Annotated in this window: 19 protein-coding genes; 11 read left to right on the top strand and 8 right to left on the bottom strand. The window is 43.0% G+C overall.

All coding sequences use genetic code 11. The features are described 5' to 3' along the window. Positions 1-257: 257 nt before the first annotated feature. The 6 genes from IGI71_RS12560 to IGI71_RS12535 form a co-directional block, all read right to left on the bottom strand. Positions 258-806, bottom strand: a complete 549-nt coding sequence (locus IGI71_RS12560; RefSeq protein ID WP_430615772.1) for a TIGR01440 family protein — start codon at positions 804-806, stop codon at positions 258-260. Positions 807-811: 5 nt separating this feature from the next. Further along, on the bottom strand, positions 812-1,291 hold the full coding sequence (locus tag IGI71_RS12555) for an ECF transporter S component (protein ID WP_015510153.1): 480 nt from the start codon (positions 1,289-1,291) through the stop codon (positions 812-814). Then, on the bottom strand, positions 1,288-2,076 hold the full coding sequence (locus tag IGI71_RS12550) for a bifunctional hydroxymethylpyrimidine kinase/phosphomethylpyrimidine kinase (RefSeq protein ID WP_005237263.1): 789 nt from the start codon (positions 2,074-2,076) through the stop codon (positions 1,288-1,290). The genes IGI71_RS12555 and IGI71_RS12550 overlap by 4 nt, the downstream gene beginning before the upstream one ends. A 103-nt stretch (positions 2,077-2,179) precedes the next feature. Further along, the gene (gene zwf / locus IGI71_RS12545) at positions 2,180-3,706 is read right to left on the bottom strand and encodes a glucose-6-phosphate dehydrogenase (RefSeq protein WP_333718658.1); all 1,527 of its coding nucleotides are present in this window, start codon (positions 3,704-3,706) and stop codon (positions 2,180-2,182) included. 9 nt (positions 3,707-3,715) lie between these two features. Continuing rightward, the gene (locus IGI71_RS12540; protein WP_015510150.1) at positions 3,716-4,363 is read right to left on the bottom strand and encodes a metal-dependent transcriptional regulator; all 648 of its coding nucleotides are present in this window, start codon (positions 4,361-4,363) and stop codon (positions 3,716-3,718) included. A gap of 143 nt (positions 4,364-4,506) precedes the next feature. Next, positions 4,507-5,742 carry an aminopeptidase gene (locus IGI71_RS12535; RefSeq protein WP_015510149.1) on the bottom strand — a complete coding sequence of 412 codons (1,236 nt, stop codon included), beginning with the start codon at positions 5,740-5,742 and terminating at the stop codon, positions 4,507-4,509. A gap of 231 nt (positions 5,743-5,973) precedes the next feature. Here IGI71_RS12535 and IGI71_RS12530 point away from each other — a divergent pair, with 231 nt between their 5' ends. Further along, positions 5,974-6,549, top strand: a complete 576-nt coding sequence (locus IGI71_RS12530) for a TetR/AcrR family transcriptional regulator (RefSeq protein ID WP_005228861.1) — start codon at positions 5,974-5,976, stop codon at positions 6,547-6,549. 55 nt (positions 6,550-6,604) lie between these two features. On the opposite strand, the gene IGI71_RS12525 is transcribed toward IGI71_RS12530, so the two are convergent. Continuing rightward, positions 6,605-7,051, bottom strand: a complete 447-nt coding sequence (locus tag IGI71_RS12525; RefSeq protein WP_015510148.1) for a flavodoxin — start codon at positions 7,049-7,051, stop codon at positions 6,605-6,607. Between the two features lie 176 nt (positions 7,052-7,227). On the opposite strand from IGI71_RS12525, the gene map reads away from it, so the two are divergent. The 8 genes from map (at position 7,228) to IGI71_RS12485 (ending at position 15,546) form a co-directional block, all read left to right on the top strand. Beyond that, positions 7,228-7,992: a type I methionyl aminopeptidase gene (gene map, locus IGI71_RS12520; protein ID WP_005228863.1), complete on the top strand. Its 765-nt coding sequence runs from the start codon at positions 7,228-7,230 to the stop codon at positions 7,990-7,992. 79 nt (positions 7,993-8,071) lie between these two features. Next, on the top strand, positions 8,072-8,995 hold the full coding sequence (locus tag IGI71_RS12515; protein WP_005228865.1) for a YihY/virulence factor BrkB family protein: 924 nt from the start codon (positions 8,072-8,074) through the stop codon (positions 8,993-8,995). Between the two features lie 19 nt (positions 8,996-9,014). After that, on the top strand, positions 9,015-10,235 hold the full coding sequence (locus IGI71_RS12510) for a glycosyltransferase family 4 protein (RefSeq protein WP_010749745.1): 1,221 nt from the start codon (positions 9,015-9,017) through the stop codon (positions 10,233-10,235). Positions 10,236-10,509: 274 nt separating this feature from the next. Beyond that, on the top strand, positions 10,510-11,496 hold the full coding sequence (locus IGI71_RS12505; RefSeq protein WP_015510146.1) for an aldose epimerase family protein: 987 nt from the start codon (positions 10,510-10,512) through the stop codon (positions 11,494-11,496). Between the two features lie 141 nt (positions 11,497-11,637). Continuing rightward, positions 11,638-12,084, top strand: coding sequence for a CopY/TcrY family copper transport repressor (locus IGI71_RS12500; RefSeq protein WP_060792542.1), 447 nt, complete (start codon positions 11,638-11,640; stop codon positions 12,082-12,084). 37 nt (positions 12,085-12,121) lie between these two features. Then, positions 12,122-12,331 (top strand): copper chaperone CopZ, encoded by a 210-nt coding sequence (gene copZ / locus IGI71_RS12495; protein ID WP_005228873.1) that lies wholly within the window; start codon positions 12,122-12,124, stop codon positions 12,329-12,331. Positions 12,332-12,457: 126 nt separating this feature from the next. Continuing rightward, positions 12,458-14,917 carry a copper-translocating P-type ATPase gene (locus tag IGI71_RS12490; protein ID WP_430615770.1) on the top strand — a complete coding sequence of 820 codons (2,460 nt, stop codon included), beginning with the start codon at positions 12,458-12,460 and terminating at the stop codon, positions 14,915-14,917. A gap of 101 nt (positions 14,918-15,018) precedes the next feature. Beyond that, positions 15,019-15,546: a hypothetical protein gene (locus IGI71_RS12485; protein WP_010749742.1), complete on the top strand. Its 528-nt coding sequence runs from the start codon at positions 15,019-15,021 to the stop codon at positions 15,544-15,546. Between the two features lie 164 nt (positions 15,547-15,710). Here the strand turns inward: IGI71_RS12485 and IGI71_RS12480 are convergent, their stop codons facing one another. After that, positions 15,711-16,430, bottom strand: coding sequence for a DUF2087 domain-containing protein (locus tag IGI71_RS12480; protein ID WP_074536053.1), 720 nt, complete (start codon positions 16,428-16,430; stop codon positions 15,711-15,713). Between the two features lie 178 nt (positions 16,431-16,608). Here IGI71_RS12480 and IGI71_RS12475 point away from each other — a divergent pair, with 178 nt between their 5' ends. Next, the gene (locus IGI71_RS12475) at positions 16,609-17,778 is read left to right on the top strand and encodes a pyridoxal phosphate-dependent aminotransferase (protein WP_430615769.1); all 1,170 of its coding nucleotides are present in this window, start codon (positions 16,609-16,611) and stop codon (positions 17,776-17,778) included. 194 nt (positions 17,779-17,972) lie between these two features. Beyond that, positions 17,973-18,881 carry a phosphate ABC transporter substrate-binding protein PstS family protein gene (locus IGI71_RS12470; RefSeq protein WP_060792538.1) on the top strand — a complete coding sequence of 303 codons (909 nt, stop codon included), beginning with the start codon at positions 17,973-17,975 and terminating at the stop codon, positions 18,879-18,881. Positions 18,882-19,020: the final 139 nt, after the last annotated feature.

Here is a 19,020-nt window from a genome sequence, read left to right as displayed (position 1 = left end):
TCTTTCTTTTCTTTTTGTGATGAAATTCTGACGAATTTATGACAAAAGGAAAGCGACAGCTGCCGCTCCTTTTACACCAGAAAGAAACTTGCCTTTGAAGTAGAAAAAGCTGCCATAAAATGGAATGGAAAAAATAGTGAAAAAAGAGCACTCTGAAAGAAAGGGGGAGGCAATAGCAGGAACGTTGACACAAAAAAAGCATGCCGAAGCATGCTTTTTCTTTTTGATGATGGCTTTTCGATTATTATACGATTTGCTTATTGTGCGTAATGCGCACGAGGACCACCAATATATTTGGGCCGTGATCCCAGAGCTGTGACATGGGCAGCGCCGAGGGACTTGATAGAGGGACGGATCGGGATTTGAACATGTTTGACATGCATGCCGATTGCTGTGTCGCCAATATCGATGCCAGCTTTTGCTACTATGTGCTCCACTTCAATAGGTTCATCGAACAGCTGGAAAGCGGCAACTGAGCAAGCACCGCCTGCATGCAACTGGGGCACTACTGCGACTTCTTCTAATTGATATAGTCGAGCCGTTTCACGCTCAACAGCTAAAGCCCGATTGAGATGTTCACAGCCTTGAACGGCTAAATGAATATTTTGGGGACGCAAGATCGCTCGTAGTGTTTCAACGATAACCATGCCTACTTCTTGACTGGAATTTTTGCCAATCAAGCCGCCCACGACTTCACTTGTTGAACAACCAAGGACAAAAAGATCATTTTCACCAACGTTCGCTGTCGTAATGACTTCTTCAACGATCGTAGTTAAATCCGTTTTTAATTGATTGATATCTGTCATAAGAATCACCTTTCATTTAAAGAAAACTTTTTCGTGCGGCGCAAAGCATGCGTCAGGGGTAAAGCAACGATGCTGCCAAAGACCGTTTGGATCAAATTACTTGGGATCGAGGCGATCCCAGCGCCTAAACCGAATAGCAAAACCGTTGCTGCTGCATAGCCGGCGATCATGATTAAGCTACCGACAATGACGGCTGCTAGTGGCCGATGGCTCATTCTACCTACGATCCAGCCTTGCACACCATGGATCACGATGGAAAAGAAGGCCCATTCAGGGTAACCTGATAGAAAATCAATGATGCCGCCGCTCATTCCACCGACGAAGGCACCGGCGCTAGGTCCGAACAACAGGGCCGAGATATAGATCCCTGCTTCACATAAGGTCACAAAGCCCTTCGTTTGCGGAACAGGAATGATAAAGGTCAAAGAAAGTGCACACGTGAGTGCCGTCAGCATAGCGATCGTCGTTAGGTTTCTTACTTTCATAGGTGTTCCTCCTTTTTAAAATAGGCGAGCTGATTGACGTTGCCAGAGGTACCTAAAGGCAGACCGTCTTCAATCCCTGCCCAAACAAATGCTTTTGCGGTTTGGATAGCTGCTTCCAACGAAGTGCCTTTAGCAAGCATTGCGGCAATCGCTGATGAGAGGGTACAGCCAGCACCGTTGGTTGTGGTTCGCGTACTTTTTTCTGCCTCAAAAACGGTAAATTGTCCTTCTTGATACAAAACATCATAGGCTGTTTCCCCAGTTAGTCGACTGCCACCTTTGATCAGAACATTTGGGGCACCCAGCGCATGGATTTTTTTTGCCGCCGTTTTCATCTCTGCTAAAGAGGTAATGCTTTGTCCAGATAAGTGTTGTGCTTCGAGTAGATTAGGTGTCACTAATGCTGTGTAAGGAAACAATGAGATCAATCCTGCTTGATAGGAGTGGTTAAAGGCAGTATCTCCTTCTTTGAAGGCGAGAACGGGATCGAGCACGATCGGTCCGGTAAATGTTTGTAAAAAATCTCGCAGCAATTCAATGATGGCGGTTTGATGAAGCAGCCCGATTTTGATTGCATCTAGGGATACGACCGAACGCAGTGAATCCAGTTGTGCTTGGATCACAGGCTCAGGGAGATCATGGAACATAAGATCATCCTTGATGGCGACCACACATGTTAATAGGGCATGGCCAAACACCCCGAATTCCTCAAATGTTTTCAAATCAGCCGTCATGCCGCCACCTGCCAAACTGTCGAGACCGGCGATCGATAAGACTTGTTTCATGTCTGCTGCTCCTTTCATTTCTCATTTCTTTCTATTATAAACAGTCGGTAAAAAAGAAAAACGGCCAATTGGATGTTTTTTCCTCATCCAATTGACCATTTGCTTATTTCTCATTTAGTAAATCTCGCTCACGATACCATTCATCGGGACGCCAGATCCATTCAAAGCCATCGGCAGCTAAGAGATCATAGGCTGCTTGGGGGCCCATCGTTCCTGCGGCATAATTTGGAAAATCAGGTGTTTCTTGGTCCCAAGCGTGACGGATCACATCAACGATGCGCCAAGATTGGGCAACTTCATCCCAGTGGGTAAAGTTAGTGCCATCACCGTTCAAGGCATCTAGAATTAGTTTTTCGTAAGCTTCAGGGGTGTTTTCGACGATTTCAGTACTATTTCGGTAATCGAGCTTCACTGGCAATGTCTCAAACCCTTGGCCAATTTCTTTTCCGTTCAAGGAAAGAGAGAAGCCTTCCGTCGGTTGAATGTAAATCGTCAGCACATTCGGTGCCAAACTCTCGATTTGCTTTTGTTCATTCAGGTCTTGCTTAAAGACATTGACTGGGACTTGTTTAAAGACAATGTTGATGCGAGTGCCTTTTTCCGTCAACCGTTTCCCAGTGCGTACATAAAATGGTACGCCGGACCAGCGGAAGTTATCGATCAAAAATTTCCCAGCAACGAAGGTTTCCGTTGCCGATTCTTCATCCACATTGGCTTCTTCACGGTAGCCAACAAATTTCTTGTCTTCTAATTGTCCCTTATCGTATTGACCACGAACGAAGTGTTGTTTCACTTCTTCTTCGGAGTAGATACGGATCGCATTTAAGGCTTTGATTTTTTCTGTCCGTAATTCTTTTTCAGAAAAAGCCACTGGCGGTTCCATGGCTAATAAGGAAAGAATCTGCAGAATATGATTTTGGACCATATCCTTCAAGGCACCGCTCTTATCATAATAGCCGCCGCGTTCTTCTACGCCTAAGTTTTCTGCGATATTGATCTGAACATTGTCAATGTAACGATTGTTCCACATTGACTCAAAAATGTTATTGGCAAAACGAATCGCAGAAATATTTTGGATCATTTCTTTTCCTAAATAGTGATCGATTCGGTAGATTTCTTGTTCCGTAAAGACTTGATTGATCTCTTCATTCAATTCTTTTGCTGAATTATAGTCGCTTCCAAACGGTTTCTCGATGATCACCCGATGGTAGCCCTCAGTATCCAGCATTCCTTGGGATTTCAAGTGAGAAACGATCGTCCCAAAGAAATTAGGGGACATTGCTAAGTAAAAAATCTGATTGCCTTCTAAATGGTATTTCTGATCTAAGGTTTCCGCCAAATCCTTTAATGAATCATAATGGCTCGTATCTGTTACATCATGTGATTGGTAGTAGAAATGAGAAGCGAATGTCTCTGCTTGTTCTTGTGAGTCACTCAATTCTTTGATTGTACCTATCACCACTTCACGATAGTGTTCATCCGACCAAGGACGGCGTGCAGTACCAATGACTGCAAAATCTTCTTTCAAATCGCCTTTTTTGTACAACCGAAACAAAGAAGGATATAGTTTGCGTTGGGCAAGGTCGCCCGTACCGCCAAAAATCGTAAAAAGGACCTTTTTTTCCATCATCTTCACTCCTTACAGTTTATCGACAAAAATCGTGCTGGCGGCTTTGTAGCTGACAGCAATTTCTTTTGTGTCATTTTTGATCGTAATCGGACCCTCGTATGCTGCCGCATCGATGATCTCGTATTCTTCATGAATATTCAATTTGATCGAAACGAGATAATCCAGCAGTTCTCGTTCGTCAAGGACACGGGCGATACGAATCTTGGTTCCTACCGGATAAGAACTCATGGTGTTTTTTTCGCCTTCGTGAATGAGTTCTCCTTGTTCAGGAATCATTCCCCCATGTGGGCAATACCGAGGATGATCAAGGTAGGCTTCTAAGCGGCTCGCCAACGTTTCTGAGGTGACATGTTCTAAAACTTCTGCGTCATCATGAACTTCATTCCATGAATAATGCAGGTGCTCCACAAGAAAGACTTCCCATAAACGATGCTTACGAATGAGGGCACTTGCAGAAGCTAAACCAGTTTCAGTCAACTGTACCCCTTGATAAGGTGAATGTTCCACTAAGCCTTCTTTTAATAATTTTGAAATCATTTCACTTACTGAAGCTGCTGAGACGTCCAGACCTGACACGATTTGTTTGTTATTGATCTTCTTTTGGTCACCACCAAGCTCTAAGATGAGCTTTAAATAATCTTCACGATTTGGTGTCATCGGATCCATCCTCTCTTATCAAAGACTATCAAAGTAGATTTTATCAAAAAAGCCAGCTGATTACTATGAAAAAAGCCGCCGGTTCTCAATATTCTATGTAAAAAGAAGACCGAGGGGAGCTACTCCACCTCAGCCTTTTTTTATTAAGCCCAATCACCATTGCGGAAGACAGGAACTGTGGTGCCATCTTCTTTGATGCCATCGATGGACATTTGGTCAGAGCCGACCATGAAGTCTACGTGGGTTTGGCTGCGGTTTAAACCAGCCGCTGCCAGTTCTTCTTCACTCATCTCAGTGCCGCCTTGTAAGCTGAAGGCATAAGCAGAGCCTAAAGCCAAGTGGTTTGAGGCATTTTCATCAAACAACGTATTGAAGAAGATGATGCCAGATTGTGAGATAGGGGAAGGGTCAGGGACTAAAGCGACTTCACCTAAAGATTTCGCTCCTTCATCGATCGCTAGCAATTTGCCTAACACTTCTTCGCCTTGTTCTGCAGAAAAGTCCACGACTTTACCGTCTTTGAAGGTGAATTTCATGCCAGAAATAATCGTACCTGCGTAGCTCAATGGTTTCGTACTTGAAATATAGCCATCGATGCGACGATTATCTGGGGCAGTAAAGACTTCTTCTGTCGGCATGTTCGCCATGAATTTTTCATTGCGGGTGTTGTAGCTGCCAGCACCTTCCCACAAGTGATTTTTTGGTAGGCCGATGATCAAATCGGTACCCGGTGCTGTATAGTGTAATGCGCTGAATTGTTCTTTGTTCAATTCTTCTGCCTTGACTTGCAGTGTTTCATCATGTTTTTTCCAAGCAGCAACAGGATCTTCTTCGTAGATACGCGTCGTTTTGAAAATTTGATCCCATAGCTTGTCTTGTGCTTCTTCTGGGGAAGCATCAGGGAACACTTTTTGTGCCCAATCTTGACCTGCAGCAGCAACAACGGTCCAGCTGACTTTGTTGGCTTGTGTTGCTTGACGCAGTTTCATCATCGCCTTACCAGAAGCTGCTTGGAAAGCGGCGACCCGATCTGAGTCAACGCCCGCTAACGCATCGGGATTGGCAGAAACGACACTGATGCGGCTCGCACCTTTTTCGACCCAATCTTCTGTCTGATCAATTTTGTGTTGAGGGATCGTAGACAAACGATCCTCAGCTGCATGCGCAAGAAATTCTTTTTGAACCACATCGTCGGTCCATTGAACGATTACTTCATCAGCGCCTAGCTCATACGCTTTTTTTGTCAATAGTCGAGCTAACGGTGCTTGGTCCACGGCGATTTGGATGACGATGGTGTGCCCTTTTTGGACATTTACACCAACTTCTGTGATCAGTTGGGCATATTTTTCAAGGTTCTGATTAAAGTTTGGTAAAACCATTAAAATTCCTCCATTTATTCTAAAATTATAACTGTCTTCATGATAGCACTAAGTATTTTTGAAAACAAACGAAAAAGAGAGCAAAAAAACAGAGGTCTTCAAATTGAAAAACTGGAAACACTAGGGGCAATAATTTTAAAAGTTTTTTTGCAAACTTAAAAAAACATGATACAATAAGTAAAAGGTATTTCTGAAAGCGATGTATAGCAGAATTAAGGAGATTAAAAAATTATGGCAAGAAAGAAAACTATTACTAGAGACCAGATTTTAAAAGCTGCCTATGAAGTTGTCGCAACCGAAGGATTTACACGTTTTACCGCACGCAATATCGCAGCGAAGATGAAATGTTCAACGCAACCGATCTACTTAGAATTTAAAAATATGGATGACTTAAAAAATGCATTGATCAATCAGATTTACGACTACTTAGCGACAGAAGTTTTTCCAGTTGAAAGACGGGGAGATGTCATCGTTGACTTAACGTTAAATTATATTGGCTTTGCAAATAAAGAAAAACGATTATACCGAGCGCTATACTTAGAAGAGCATGGTGGTGGGGATTCCATGCAGCAGTTTTCATTTGACCTTTTTGTGAAATCAGTGAAAAAAGAACCAAAGTATCAAGATCTATCGGACGTGAAATTACAGTCCTTGCATACTGGTGTCTGGATCGTCGCTACTGGCTTAGCGGCATTGATGTCTTCGGGGATCATTCATCCCACAGAAGATCAGATTGCTAAGCTGATGACGGAAACCACCGATAATATTTTAGCAAGAGAAACACCCATCGATATCAGTTATCATTAAGCAAACAAGAAAACCTCCGACAGAATCAAGTGATTTTGTCAGAGGTTTTCTTGTTTTATTCTGCAAATGCTTCCGCTAGCTTTTTGGCAAAGGCTTCTAAGTTTTGAATATCGTCTTCTTCCGCAGCCAAGTCGACCTTGACGCTATCTGCCCCTTTTGTTGCACCTGTCTTACTAAAGACGGCTTCAAAGTCATCGACGGACTTACAAAAGTCATCATAAAACGTATCGCCAGAGCCGCAGACCCCAAAGATTTTGCCACTTAAATCAAGTTCTTGCAAATCTTCGTAAAAATCGACGATCTCATCAGGCAATTCACCGTCACCGTATGTATAGGTTGCGACGATACAGATATCGGCGTCTTCAAACTCATCGGCATCCACTTGGGTACACTCATTCATTTCAACTTCCATGTCAAGATTTTCAAGGGCTTCAGAAACGATATCTGCAATTTCTTCCGTATTCCCCGTCATACTCGCATAGACGATTTTTGCTAAAGCCATGGGCTTTTTCCTCCAATCTCATTCCTATTCTCAAGGAAAACTCTCTTACAGATTATAGCAAATGCACGAAAGATTGAAAACAAAACTTGAAAAACTCTTTACAATGTCTGTGAATTTTGTAAAATAAGGGATTTCTATGGTAAAATAAGAGGAATTTAATTAAGGGAGACGAGAACATGATTACATTAAAATCTGCCAGAGAAATAGACCGCATGGCCGAATCCGGCGCGCTGTTAGCAGATGTCCACAAACAATTACGCAGCTTCATCAAACCTGGTATCACCAGTTGGGATATCGAAGTGTTTGTCAGAGATTATATTGAAAGCCATGGCGGAATTGCCGCCCAAATTGGTTTTGAAGATTACAAATATGCCACTTGCTGCAGTATCAACGATGAGATTTGTCACGGGTTCCCCCGAAAAAAACCATTGAAAGATGGCGATCTGATCAAAGTTGATATGTGTATTGATTTAAAAGGCGCCATTTCTGATTCTTGCTGGAGTTATGTGGTAGGAAACTCGACGCCTGAGATCGATCGTTTAATGGAAGTAACCAAAAAAGCGTTGTATCTAGGAATCGAACAAGCCCAAGTTGGCAACCGAATCGGTGACATCGGTCATGCCATTCAAACCTATGCGGAAAAAGAAGGCTACGGTGTCGTGCGCGATTTCGTTGGACACGGCATTGGTCCAACGATCCATGAAAGTCCGATGATTCCTCACTACGGAGAAGCCGGCAAAGGGTTACGTTTAAAAGAAGGAATGGTTATTACCATCGAACCTATGATCAATACAGGGACGTGGAAAATGAAAATGGATCCTAACGGCTGGACCGCCTATACTCTAGATGGTGGCTTAAGTTGCCAATACGAACATAGTTTGGCGATCACCAAAGAAGGGCCACGCATTTTGACTTCTCAAGGAGAAGAAGGAACCTACTAAATTTTGGCGGTAGGAGACTTCTGATTGTTACGTATGACAAAGAAAAAAAGGCAGATGATTCGCTGGCGGAGGAAGAAACATGAAAATCGTTGATAAAGTAAAAAGCAATCAAAAGCTGATGCGTTTCATTGAAACAACGCAAAATAGAATAACGGATTCAGAGATGGGGACCACATCGGTCGTCGTCGCCTACTATTTATTGCTTTCACTTTTCCCGTTAATGATTGCGCTGGGAAATCTGTTGCCTTATTTATCGATTGATCCGAACACGGTTTTATCTTATGTACAAGAATTGATCCCTAGTCAAATCTATGACTTTATCGGACCAGCGATCGAAAACCTCCTCACCACAAGCTCTGGCGGGTTGTTATCGATTTCCGCCTTGGCTGCGTTGTGGTCTGCGAGTCAAAGTATCAATGCCTTGCAAATTGCGATGAACAAAGCCTTCGGTGTGGACCAACGTTCCAATTTTATCGTGGTGCGCGCAGTATCATTTGTGATCATCCTGCTCTTTATGATTGCGATCGTTGGTGTTACGATGGTATTTGGGCTTGGAAAAATCATTCTTGATTTTTTGCAGCCGATTTTTAAGTTTCAAGACAATCTGATCGATACGTTCCAAACAGTCAAATGGCCAGTCACGATCGTTGCTTTGCTATTTATCATGATGCTGATCTATTGGTTAGTGCCGAATGCAAAGGTCAAGTTGCGTTCGACTTTGCCAGGGGCGATCTTTGCAACGATTGGCTGGATGTTGCTGTCACAAGTGTTTGGCTTATACGCCCGTTACTTTGCTGCGAAAATCATTGGCTATCAAATTATTGGAAGTTTTATTGTTTTAATGATCTGGTTGAATCTTGCTGCGACGATTATTATCTTGGGTGGAATCATCAACGCAGTGGTAGAAGAGTATGTGTCGGGACAAGAGATCAAAGAACGAACAGATCCTGTTCAGCGGATTTCTTCGAAAATCGAAGATACATTTACCAATAAAGAGAAATAACGGAAAGCGAGAATAAACGATGGATTTTGCATTCAAATTTGTAATGCGCTTATTTATAACAATGATCGTGTCTTTATTATTGACACCAGTCATCAAATTGATATCTTGCAAGATTGGCGCAGTTGATCGCCCAGGAGAGCGTCGGATCAATACGAAGACCATGCCTTCAGCTGGGGGATTAAGTATTTTTTTAGCCTTTTCCTTTGCGCTGCTTTGGGAATTTCGAACAATGATTCCTTTCGACTTCGTTTGGCCGATTCTTTTAGGTGCAACAATAGTGGTGATTACAGGATTGTTGGATGATATATTTGAACTGTCGCCAATGCAAAAATTAATAGGTCTGACATTCGCAGCGCTGGAAATTTATTTCGTTGCTGGAATAAAAATCAGCACAGTCACGATTCCTTATTTTGGCTTTATTGATCTGGGATGGTTTGCCTTGCCTATGACTTTGATTTGGATACTGGCAATTACCAATGCGGTGAACTTAATCGATGGTCTCGATGGGTTGGCGAGCGGCGTCTCTATTATCAGTTTGACGACGATAGGGATTATCAGCTATTTCTTTCTGCCGAATTTTGTGGAAGTACCAATGGTCATTTTTACTTTGATCGCAGCAATCATCGGTTTCTTTCCATATAATTTTTATCCAGCAACCATTTTTCTAGGAGATACTGGAGCATTGTTTTTAGGATTTATGATCTCTGTGCTCTCACTACAAGGATTGAAAAACGCAACTTTTATTTCTGTTCTGACGCCCATGTTTATTCTCGGTGTACCGATCACGGATACCGTTTATGCGATGATCCGAAGAAAGTTTAATAAACAGAAGATTTCCTCTGCCGATAAAATGCACTTGCATCATCGATTGTTGTCGTTAGGGTTTTCTCATCGCGGCACAGTGCTAACGATCTATGCCTTAGCATTAGTCTTTTCTTTTATTGCTTTACTAATGAATTACGCGAGCAATACAGCGATTGTTTTATTAATCATTAGCACAGGATTTGGAATTGAGCTGTTTATTGAGCTGATTGGATTAGTCGGTGAAAATCGTCAACCACTCATGTGTGCGTTAAAGTTTCTGGGAAATCGGCGATTCAGACAAAGTGTACTAACTGAACGTGCTGAAAGAAGAAATGCTGATCAAGAAAAAGAAAACAAAGATTTGGCTGCTAATGTTTCTCAGACTAAAGAAAAGCGGCGAAAGAGAAAACATTACCAAGCAAAACACAAAAAATAAACGATGACAGTTGCGGCAAAAGAACCCAACGGATGAAATGGATATTGATAGAAACCAAACGGTAAAAAATCAGGCCGGGAATCCTGATTTTTGCCGAGCAGCTGCGTATCAATGATTCTTAAAAATCAGTGGGGTGCTCTTGCCGCTTTTTTGAAGTGGCAGAAGCAAAGCCGTTTCCTGTCGAATTCTTCCGTCTTGAATTGACGGATCTAGCCCTAAACGTCTATACTTAAAAAGAGCAGCAGACTAATCAAAGAAAGAAGGATATGAACGAATGCCAAATGTGAAACAACTGACGTCAGAAAGAATGGGAACAATTTATGAGCTTTCCAATGATAGCGGTACCATCGTAAGGCTAAGTCCTGAAGGCGCACGCTTATTGGATTGGGTCGTTCCAGTAGAAGAAGGTCGCGACATTGTGGTCGGTTATGACACGATCGAAGGACATCGCCAAGCACGTTATTATGGCGCAACGATCGGCCCTGTGGCGGGAAGGATCGCAGGTACTCGCTTTGAGATCGACGGACAAGAATACCAAACGGAAGACAATGATGGCGGCAATACGCTTCATGGCGGTTCAAAGGGGCTGGATACTGATACATGGATCACTGAAACCTTTGAAGAAGCAGACAAAGCTGGGGTGATTTTTACTACCACACGGCAAGATGGCGATGGCGGGTTTCCTGGGAATGTTCGTTATCAAGTCACCTATACGTTGACGAATGACAATGAACTATTGCTTGCTTATGATGCCAACACTGACAAAGCGACTTTATTTAACCCAACGAACCACGGTTATTTCAATTTGACAGGTGATACCCAACAGCCGATCGATGACCACTTGGTTCAAATCAATGCCGAACATGTGGCTGAAACGAATGACGATGTGACGACGACCGGTGAAAAAACGCCTGTCGCAGGCACAAAGTTTGATTTTAGACAAGAACGCCCGATGGGAACGACGATGTTGGATGATCCGTTCTTATTAGACCATACGCAAGAGTGGGATCTAAAAGTAACCAGTCCCGATCAAAAAGTGCAGCTGACTGTAACTACTGACCGTCCTGCCGTTGTTATTTACACAACGGGTGAGGGAGAAGCTGGTGCATCAATGAAGACTGGTCCTTTTGCCAATCATGGCGGGATGGCGATCGAAACACAAGGTGTTCCTGGTTCTGAGAAATTTACCCACTTTGGTGAGATCGTGTTGCGTCCAGAAGAACCCTTCCACTCTGTGACGACGTATCAGGTCCACTTTTAAGCATAGGAACCAAATCATTTTTAATGAAATAGAAAAAAGCATTGTCAAAACGCAGAAAGTTTGGCGATGCTTTTTTTTGACAAAATACGATTACAGATGTAAACTTAAAAATGTGAATCACTTATGAAAGGAAGTGGACAAATGCAACCTGTGGTCGAACCAATCAAAATCAGCGATTCTGAATGGGAAGTCATGCGTGTGATCTGGACATTAGGACAATCCGACGCGAAAGAGATCACCGCTTTATTGAGCGAAAATAAAAATTGGAAAGCAGCAACGGTCAAGACGCTTTTAGGACGACTCGTCAAAAAAGGCGTATTGAAAACAGAAAGCCAAGGGAAAAAATTTGTTTATTCGCCGCTTGTTTCCGAAGAAGCAACCGTTCGCAGCGCAGCTGAGAATCTTTTTTCTCATATTTGTGCCAAAAAAGTTGGGCAGACATTAGCAGAAATGATCCAAGAAGCAGCATTGACGGCAGAAGATTTGGCGATGCTCCAAGCAGCAGTCGACCAAAAAGTGCCAGTAGCAGCGATCTCATGTAATTGTATTCCTGGTCAGTGCCAATGCAAAACCCATGCAACAAAATAAGTAGCCAACGAACTGTTAAAAGAAATGAGGAATCGTAATGAAAAAAAACATGCAAATCAGCGGAATGAATTGTGCCCATTGTGCCGCAAAAGTTGAAAAAGCGCTTAGTGAAGTACCGGGTGTGAAAAAAGCCAAAGTGGACTTGAAAAAAGCTCGCGGAACAGTCAAGTTTGACGAGTCGCAAGTGACAGAAACAGCCTTAGTCAATGCGGTCACCGAAGCGGGTTATCAAGGGGTATTTGAGTAAGCAATGGAATTGCTAAAGTGAAAATGAAAAATCAAAACAAATGAAAAGTGTCCAGCCGCTTGAAGCTTTTGTATGAAGGAGCAAGACTGTACGCACATTCAGTGAAATAGGAAGGGGAATACTAGGATGAATCAGAAAAAAACGTCTTCCGCAAGTAATAGTCAGACGTCAAGCCATCATAGGCATGAACCTGCTTTGAATGAGCGGGATAATGGTACACAGGGACAAGAGCAACATACGCAATCACAGCTGGCAGAAGTCCCTGAGCCTAGCCATGAGATGAATGGGATGGATCATCACAGGGCGACATCAAAACAGCAGGAGCATGAAAGCTCCGATAGTAACCATGGTCCTATGGATCATGAAGTGTCCAGCATGAACTATAGCCATAAGGACCATGAGATATCTGGCATGGATCACGGCCACAAGGACCATGAGATGTCTGGCATGGATCACGGCCACAAGGACCATGAGATGTCTGGCATGGATCACGGCCACAAGGACCATGAGATGTCTGGCATGAACCATAGTCACATGAATCATGAGATGTCTGGCATGAATCATAGTCACATGAATCATGAGATGTCTGGTATGGATCATGGAATGGGTGGCATGGATCATAGTATGCATATGGGAAATTTTAAGCAAAAGTTTTGGCTTTCCTTGGTTTTGGCGATTCCAATCGTCATTTTATCACCAATGATGGGCATCGAATTGCCCTTTCAGTTCACGTTTCCCGGATCAGATTGGGTCGTATTGATTTTAGGAACGATCCTGTTTTTCTATGGAGGGCAGCCGTTTTTAAGTGGTGCGAAAATGGAATTGAAACAAAAAAGCCCAGCCATGATGACGTTGATTGCTATGGGGATCACGGTTTCTTATTTTTATAGTCTATATGCGTTTATCGCCAATCATTTTCTTGCTGTTCCTCATGTAATGGACTTCTTCTGGGAACTAGCGACTCTGATCGTGATCATGTTGTTGGGGCATTGGATCGAGATGAATGCCGTTTCTAATGCTGGCAATGCATTACAGAAATTAGCAGAACTATTGCCAAAAGAAGTGATTCGGAAAAATGCGGATGGATCAGAAGAACAGATTCCATTAGAAGAAGTGACCAACAAAACACAGTTGATCGTTCGCTCAGGAGATAAGATTCCTACAGACGGAACGATCCTTGAAGGAGAAACAACGATCGATGAGTCGGCAGTGACTGGTGAATCCAGACGGGTACCTAAAACCATCGGCAGTACTGTCATTGGAGGATCTGTCAACGGCAACGGTACCATCACGATGGAAGTCACAGGAACTGGGGAAGACAGCTACTTAGCGAAAGTCATGGAAATGGTGCGAAAAGCCCAAGCTGATAAATCCCGCTTAGAAGCACTTTCGGACAAAGTGGCAAAATGGTTGTTTTATATTGCGTTAGTTGCTGGTGTCTTGGCATTTGCTGTATGGCTGTTTGTTGCTGATCTACCGACTGCTCTTGATCGAATGGTCACGGTATTCGTCATTGCCTGTCCCCATGCGTTAGGGCTAGCGATTCCCCTCGTAGTTGCTCGTTCGACATCGATCGCTGCCAAAAATGGCTTGCTCTTAAAAAATCGCAACGCACTGGAGAATGCGCATCATGTTGATTATCTGATCCTCGATAAGACCGGTACGTTAACAGAAGGAACGTTTACCGTAACTGGCATCGAGGCGACAGGCAGTCTTTCTGCATCAGAAGTACTAGCTTACCTAGCAGGTCTTGAGAAAACCGCCAATCATCCGATCGCAGAAGGCATTTTAGCCGAAGCTGAAAAGGAAAACATCACAGCCAAAAAGGCGACTGATGTTCAAACAAGGACAGGGATTGGTCTGGAAGGCGTGATCGATGGACAAAAGTGGTTGATCGTCAATCAAAAAGGATTGGAGCAATTAGCCATTCAGTATCAAGGGAACTCCTTGAAAAATTATCAAGAACAGGGCAATACCATCAGCTATTTGGTTCATGACGGCAAAGTGGAAGGTATCGTCGCATTAGGGGATAAGGTGAAACCAGAAGCGAGTCAATTTATTCAAAAAGTGAAAGACTTAGGCATCACGCCAGTTATGGCTACTGGAGACAACCAAGAAGCGGCGCAAGCCGTAGCCGATTACCTAGGAATCGAAGCCTTCCATGCGGCAATGTTGCCAGACGATAAAGAACGTCTAGTCAGTGACTATGTCAAAGAGGGCAAGCGCGTCGTAATGGTAGGCGATGGGATCAATGACGCCCCAAGTCTTGCAAGAGCGACGATCGGGATTGCGATCGGAGCGGGTACCGATGTAGCGATCGATTCAGCCGATGTCGTTTTGACGAATAGCGAACCTCAAGACATCTTGCACTTCTTGACGTTGGCGAAAAAAACAAGACGTAAGATGATTCAAAATCTCTGGTGGGGCGCAGGATACAATATTTTTGCCATTCCTTTGGCAGCTGGCGTGCTCGCACCGATCGGGATCATTTTGAACCCAGCAGTCGGAGCTGTCTTGATGTCTATGAGCACGATCATCGTTGCCATCAATGCAATGACCTTATCAATCGAAAAAAGCGGCGATTAGCCGCTTTTTTGTTTCTTTTCCTAGGAGCAGTGAAATACCTCTATAATCTGCTTCTGGATTTATGCTATAATGTGTTCGTTGAGACAAGGAGGACGTTGATTATGGAACTGAAGAAATTGGATGTTCCCACTACTTCAATTACTGAAGTAAAAAAATCTCCGATGGATGTATTTAATCAAGCGCGAGAAGCAGGAACAGCAGTATATGTATTCAATCGTGAAAAAGTGGCGGGGGTCATGTTGACACAAGAGCAGTATGAAACGTTATTGCAGGAATTAGATTATTTGCGTCAGCGACCGATGATGGAAGAAGAACCCGAACAGCCGCCAGTGGCAGGGCTAGAGGAATTCTTACAAATCATGCGGCAAGCGCTGATCACCGGTGCGAGCATCTCGGCAAAAAATTTAGATGAGCGAATGGTGGCGCTAGGGTTCATCACTCGTAAAACTGGTTTTGGCGGTGTCGTTGACATGGTGAACGAATTGAAAGAAACAGGCAAGATCGTTTACCAGCTACGTAAAAAACAAGATGGTAAATCGGTGACCGCTGAAGTCATTGGAGAACAAGACAATCAAACGCAATTATTTGATAAATTGATCATCAAAAAAATCTTTCTAAAAGAAAAATAAACGCTGGAACTTGTCCCAGCGTTTCAGACGGTAGACAAAGTACGGATGATTTCGTACTTTGTCTTTTTTTGTTGTAAAAAAGTGGAGATTATTAACTTTTTTTTAACTGTGAAAGATACTGCTCATCCAACCAACAAAAGTTCCAGCCAGTTACAGACTAGGTTTTAAGTCAGCCAGTAAGTTTTCCCGTCTTTCGTCCGTTGCATAAATCCGTATTCGATCAAATAACGTCGGACAGTGACATAATCGGTGATCGCTTGTTTTAATACATCGTTGACAGCAGCTTCTGAATAATTTTTCTTCGGATCAAATTTTTGTGCCAGTACACTCAAGACAACAATCTTGCGCTTTTCTTTGCTGGGAAACTGTTTGATAAACCCCGTTTCATCAAAATAAGTGGCAATGATCTTTTCTCTTTCACTAGCCGTAATGGCATAGCGATCATCAAGCATCGTCGCCCCTTTATGAGGCGGCAGCAACGGGGTATCTTGCAACAAGGACATGATACTTAAAAAAACAGTCGCTTGTCGCTGTTTTTCTTTTAGTTTAAAGCGATGATTCCTGACAGTCGAAGAAGAGATACCTAAGCGCTGGGCAATCACAGTATCGCTAACATCTTGGGCAAACAGTTGTAAAATCTCCTGTTGGCTCTCTGATAAGCCTGTTTGTTCTTTGGGTAAAGCCAACAATGCGGACAAAACGGTTCCGTGATGGTCAGTAATATGCTGCATCATTCGTTTTTTTGCTGTAAAAAAGGCGCCATCAACGGGATAGATTTCTTCTTTGTCGAAGGTCTCCTGACAAAATACGCAACAATATTCCGTTGGTGTTGCGACATATCCTTGCTGATAATCAGAAATGGTAAACTCTTGATAAGGTTTCATTTTGGGTTCTCCTTTTATTGTTTAGATATATACTAACATAAATTTATTTCGTTTGTAAATGAGCAAACGAATTTATCGTTATTAGATTAATTTCATCCGTTGCTTAAAATTGTCGCCTTTTTGTGTTAGGATTAACAACAATAGCGAATGAATTTGCTTAATTCAAAGGAGTGATACTATGGCAGACGTAAGCCAACGCTTCAATCACGAAGTGTACAATATAGCTGTTTCATTGATTCGTAAATTTGATGAACGGGTTTCTTCAATTCCTGATATTTTAAAGTTAACGTTAGGCGAGCCGGATTTCAACACACCGGAGCACGTGAAAAAATCGGGTGTCCAAGCAATCGAACAAAATTTCAGCCACTATTCTGGAATGGCAGGCTTAGCAGATGTTCGGCAAGCAGCCAGCCTCTTTTTGAAAAATAAATATCAGCTTGATTACGACTTTCAATCAGAAGTATTAGTGACGATCGGTGCAACGGAAGCAATCTCAGCTTCTTTATTAGCCACGCTGGAACCTGGTGATAAAGTGATTTTACCAGCACCAATTTATCCAGGCTATGAACCAGTCATCCATTTAGCTCATGCCAAACCGATTTATCTTGATACGACGGATAATGACTTTGTTTTAGCGCCAGAAGTTTTAGAAGCAGCCTTAAAAGAACATGGGGAGCAAGTCAAGGCAGTCATTTTAAATTATCCTAGCAATCCAACAGGGGTTGTTTATACCCGAGAACAAGTCAAAGCATTGGCAGAAGTTTTAGAAAAATACCCCGTTTTTGTTATTAGCGATGAAATTTATAGTGAGTTGACTTATGATGAAACCCATGTGTCCATTGCTGAATACTTGCGGGATCAAACGATCGTGATCAACGGCTTGTCGAAATCACACGCGATGACTGGTTGGCGCGTCGGCTTCATTTTTGCACCAGCAGCGTTGACTGCTCAGATCATTAAGGTCCACCAATACTTAGTGACCGCGGCCTCAACGATTTCTCAAAAAGCCGCAGTGCGGGCATTGATCGAAGGCATCAATGATGCAGAAGTCATGAAAGCCGATTACCGTGAACGCCGAGATTACTTGTTTGAAAAGATGACTGCCCTTGGTTTTGAAATGGCGAAGCCATCTGGTGCATTCTACATTTTTGCCAAAATATCAGCAGGTTTCAACCAAGATTCCATGGCTTTTTGTGTCGACTTAGCCGAAAAGAATCAATTAGCAATCATTCCAGGGATCGCCTTTGGTCCCGAAGCAGAAGGCTATGTTCGTTTAAGCTATGCGGCAAGTATGGAGAACTTGGTGGAAGCGATGGATCGCTTGACACGCTATATGCAAAGCAAATGATTCTACAGACATTTCTTTAGTTCATAAGTGTTAGATAAAGTAAGCCCCCTCTGATGGATGCAGCGGGGGCTTTTTTAGGCAATCGACGAACTTTACAAAATATTTACATCGCTTTATCGATTCTTTACATGAAATCCATCAAGGGTTTACACCGCCTTGCTAAACTAAGCATATAACGAAAGGAGATTTACTAAATGAAAAAATTGGGACTTTTATTTTTTGCAACTGGATTATTATTAGCTGGCTGTGGGAGCGGTGGCGCAAGCACTGAGAGCAGTCAAGCATCAGGCGGATCTTCATCAGGTGCCGCATCAAATGAAAATGTAGAAATTTTAGCTGTGGGCTCAACGGCATTGCAACCCTTGGTTGAAGCAGCAGGTGAAAGCTTCTCAGCAGACAATCCCAATTATACAATTACGGTTCAAGGTGGCGGCAGCGGAACTGGCTTAAGTCAAGTAGAAGCAGGCGCGGTGACGATCGGCAATTCCGATGTGTTTGCGGATGAAAAAGATGGTGTGGATGCTAGCAAATTAGTTGACCATAAAGTAGCCGTAGTTGGTATGGCACCAGTGGTAAATAAAGACGCAGGCGTTACGGATCTTAGCCAACAAGAATTGATCGATATCTTTACAGGCAAAGTGAAGAATTGGTCTGAACTAGGCGGAGCAGATCAAGAAATCTCTGTAATCAACCGCGCATCAGGCAGCGGTACGAGAGCGACCTTTGAAAAATGGGGCTTAGATGGTGCAGAGACGATCCAAACACAAGAGCAAGATTCTTCTGGAACAGTCCGTAAAATCGTTGCTGAAACACCAGGAGCAATCAGCTACCTTGCTTTATCCTATTTGGACGATTCGATCCAAGCGCTATCTCTTGATGGGGTAGAAGCGACTCCTGAAAATATTGCAGATAACAAATGGCCAATCTGGTCTTACGAGCATATGTACACGAACGGCGAGCCAGATGCAAACGTCAAAGCCTTTCTTGATTACATCATGACAGACGATGTCCAACAAGGAATCGTTATCGAATTAGGTTACTTGCCAATCACTGATATGAAAGTAGAACGCAGTGTAGACGGCGAAGTAACGAATGTTGAATAGTGAAATGACCGAAGAAGGAGAATGCTCCTTCTTTTTTTGTGTTTAAAGCATCAAGAAGATGCTATTGACTGATGCTTCATTTGGTAATGAAAAACAACTACAAAAACAGCCGATAACAATTATTCACCTGTTATCGGCT

Origin of the sequence: Enterococcus sp. DIV1279b (genome assembly GCF_050531515.1) — a bacterium.
Classification (GTDB): domain Bacteria; phylum Bacillota; class Bacilli; order Lactobacillales; family Enterococcaceae; genus Enterococcus_D; species Enterococcus_D casseliflavus.
This window is presented reverse-complemented; position numbering and strand designations above follow the sequence as displayed.

Bases quoted from the DNA above. Each gene is read 5' to 3' on its own strand.
- IGI71_RS12535 (WP_015510149.1), bottom strand. From the start codon at position 5,742: ATGGTTTTACCAAACTTTAATCAGAACCTTGAAAAATATGCCCAACTG.
- IGI71_RS12490 (WP_430615770.1), top strand. From the start codon at position 12,458: ATGAATCAGAAAAAAACGTCTTCCGCAAGTAATAGTCAGACGTCAAGC.
- copZ (WP_005228873.1), top strand. From the start codon at position 12,122: ATGAAAAAAAACATGCAAATCAGCGGAATGAATTGTGCCCATTGTGCC.
- IGI71_RS12470 (WP_060792538.1), top strand. From the start codon at position 17,973: ATGAAAAAATTGGGACTTTTATTTTTTGCAACTGGATTATTATTAGCT.
- zwf (WP_333718658.1), bottom strand. From the start codon at position 3,706: ATGATGGAAAAAAAGGTCCTTTTTACGATTTTTGGCGGTACGGGCGAC.
- IGI71_RS12560 (WP_430615772.1), bottom strand. From the start codon at position 806: ATGACAGATATCAATCAATTAAAAACGGATTTAACTACGATCGTTGAA.
- map (WP_005228863.1), top strand. From the start codon at position 7,228: ATGATTACATTAAAATCTGCCAGAGAAATAGACCGCATGGCCGAATCC.
- IGI71_RS12485 (WP_010749742.1), top strand. From the start codon at position 15,019: ATGGAACTGAAGAAATTGGATGTTCCCACTACTTCAATTACTGAAGTA.
- IGI71_RS12525 (WP_015510148.1), bottom strand. From the start codon at position 7,051: ATGGCTTTAGCAAAAATCGTCTATGCGAGTATGACGGGGAATACGGAA.
- IGI71_RS12515 (WP_005228865.1), top strand. From the start codon at position 8,072: ATGAAAATCGTTGATAAAGTAAAAAGCAATCAAAAGCTGATGCGTTTC.
- IGI71_RS12530 (WP_005228861.1), top strand. From the start codon at position 5,974: ATGGCAAGAAAGAAAACTATTACTAGAGACCAGATTTTAAAAGCTGCC.
- IGI71_RS12540 (WP_015510150.1), bottom strand. From the start codon at position 4,363: ATGACACCAAATCGTGAAGATTATTTAAAGCTCATCTTAGAGCTTGGT.
- IGI71_RS12500 (WP_060792542.1), top strand. From the start codon at position 11,638: ATGCAACCTGTGGTCGAACCAATCAAAATCAGCGATTCTGAATGGGAA.
- IGI71_RS12555 (WP_015510153.1), bottom strand. From the start codon at position 1,291: ATGAAAGTAAGAAACCTAACGACGATCGCTATGCTGACGGCACTCACG.
- IGI71_RS12550 (WP_005237263.1), bottom strand. From the start codon at position 2,076: ATGAAACAAGTCTTATCGATCGCCGGTCTCGACAGTTTGGCAGGTGGC.
- IGI71_RS12510 (WP_010749745.1), top strand. From the start codon at position 9,015: ATGGATTTTGCATTCAAATTTGTAATGCGCTTATTTATAACAATGATC.
- IGI71_RS12475 (WP_430615769.1), top strand. From the start codon at position 16,609: ATGGCAGACGTAAGCCAACGCTTCAATCACGAAGTGTACAATATAGCT.
- IGI71_RS12505 (WP_015510146.1), top strand. From the start codon at position 10,510: ATGCCAAATGTGAAACAACTGACGTCAGAAAGAATGGGAACAATTTAT.
- IGI71_RS12480 (WP_074536053.1), bottom strand. From the start codon at position 16,430: ATGAAACCTTATCAAGAGTTTACCATTTCTGATTATCAGCAAGGATAT.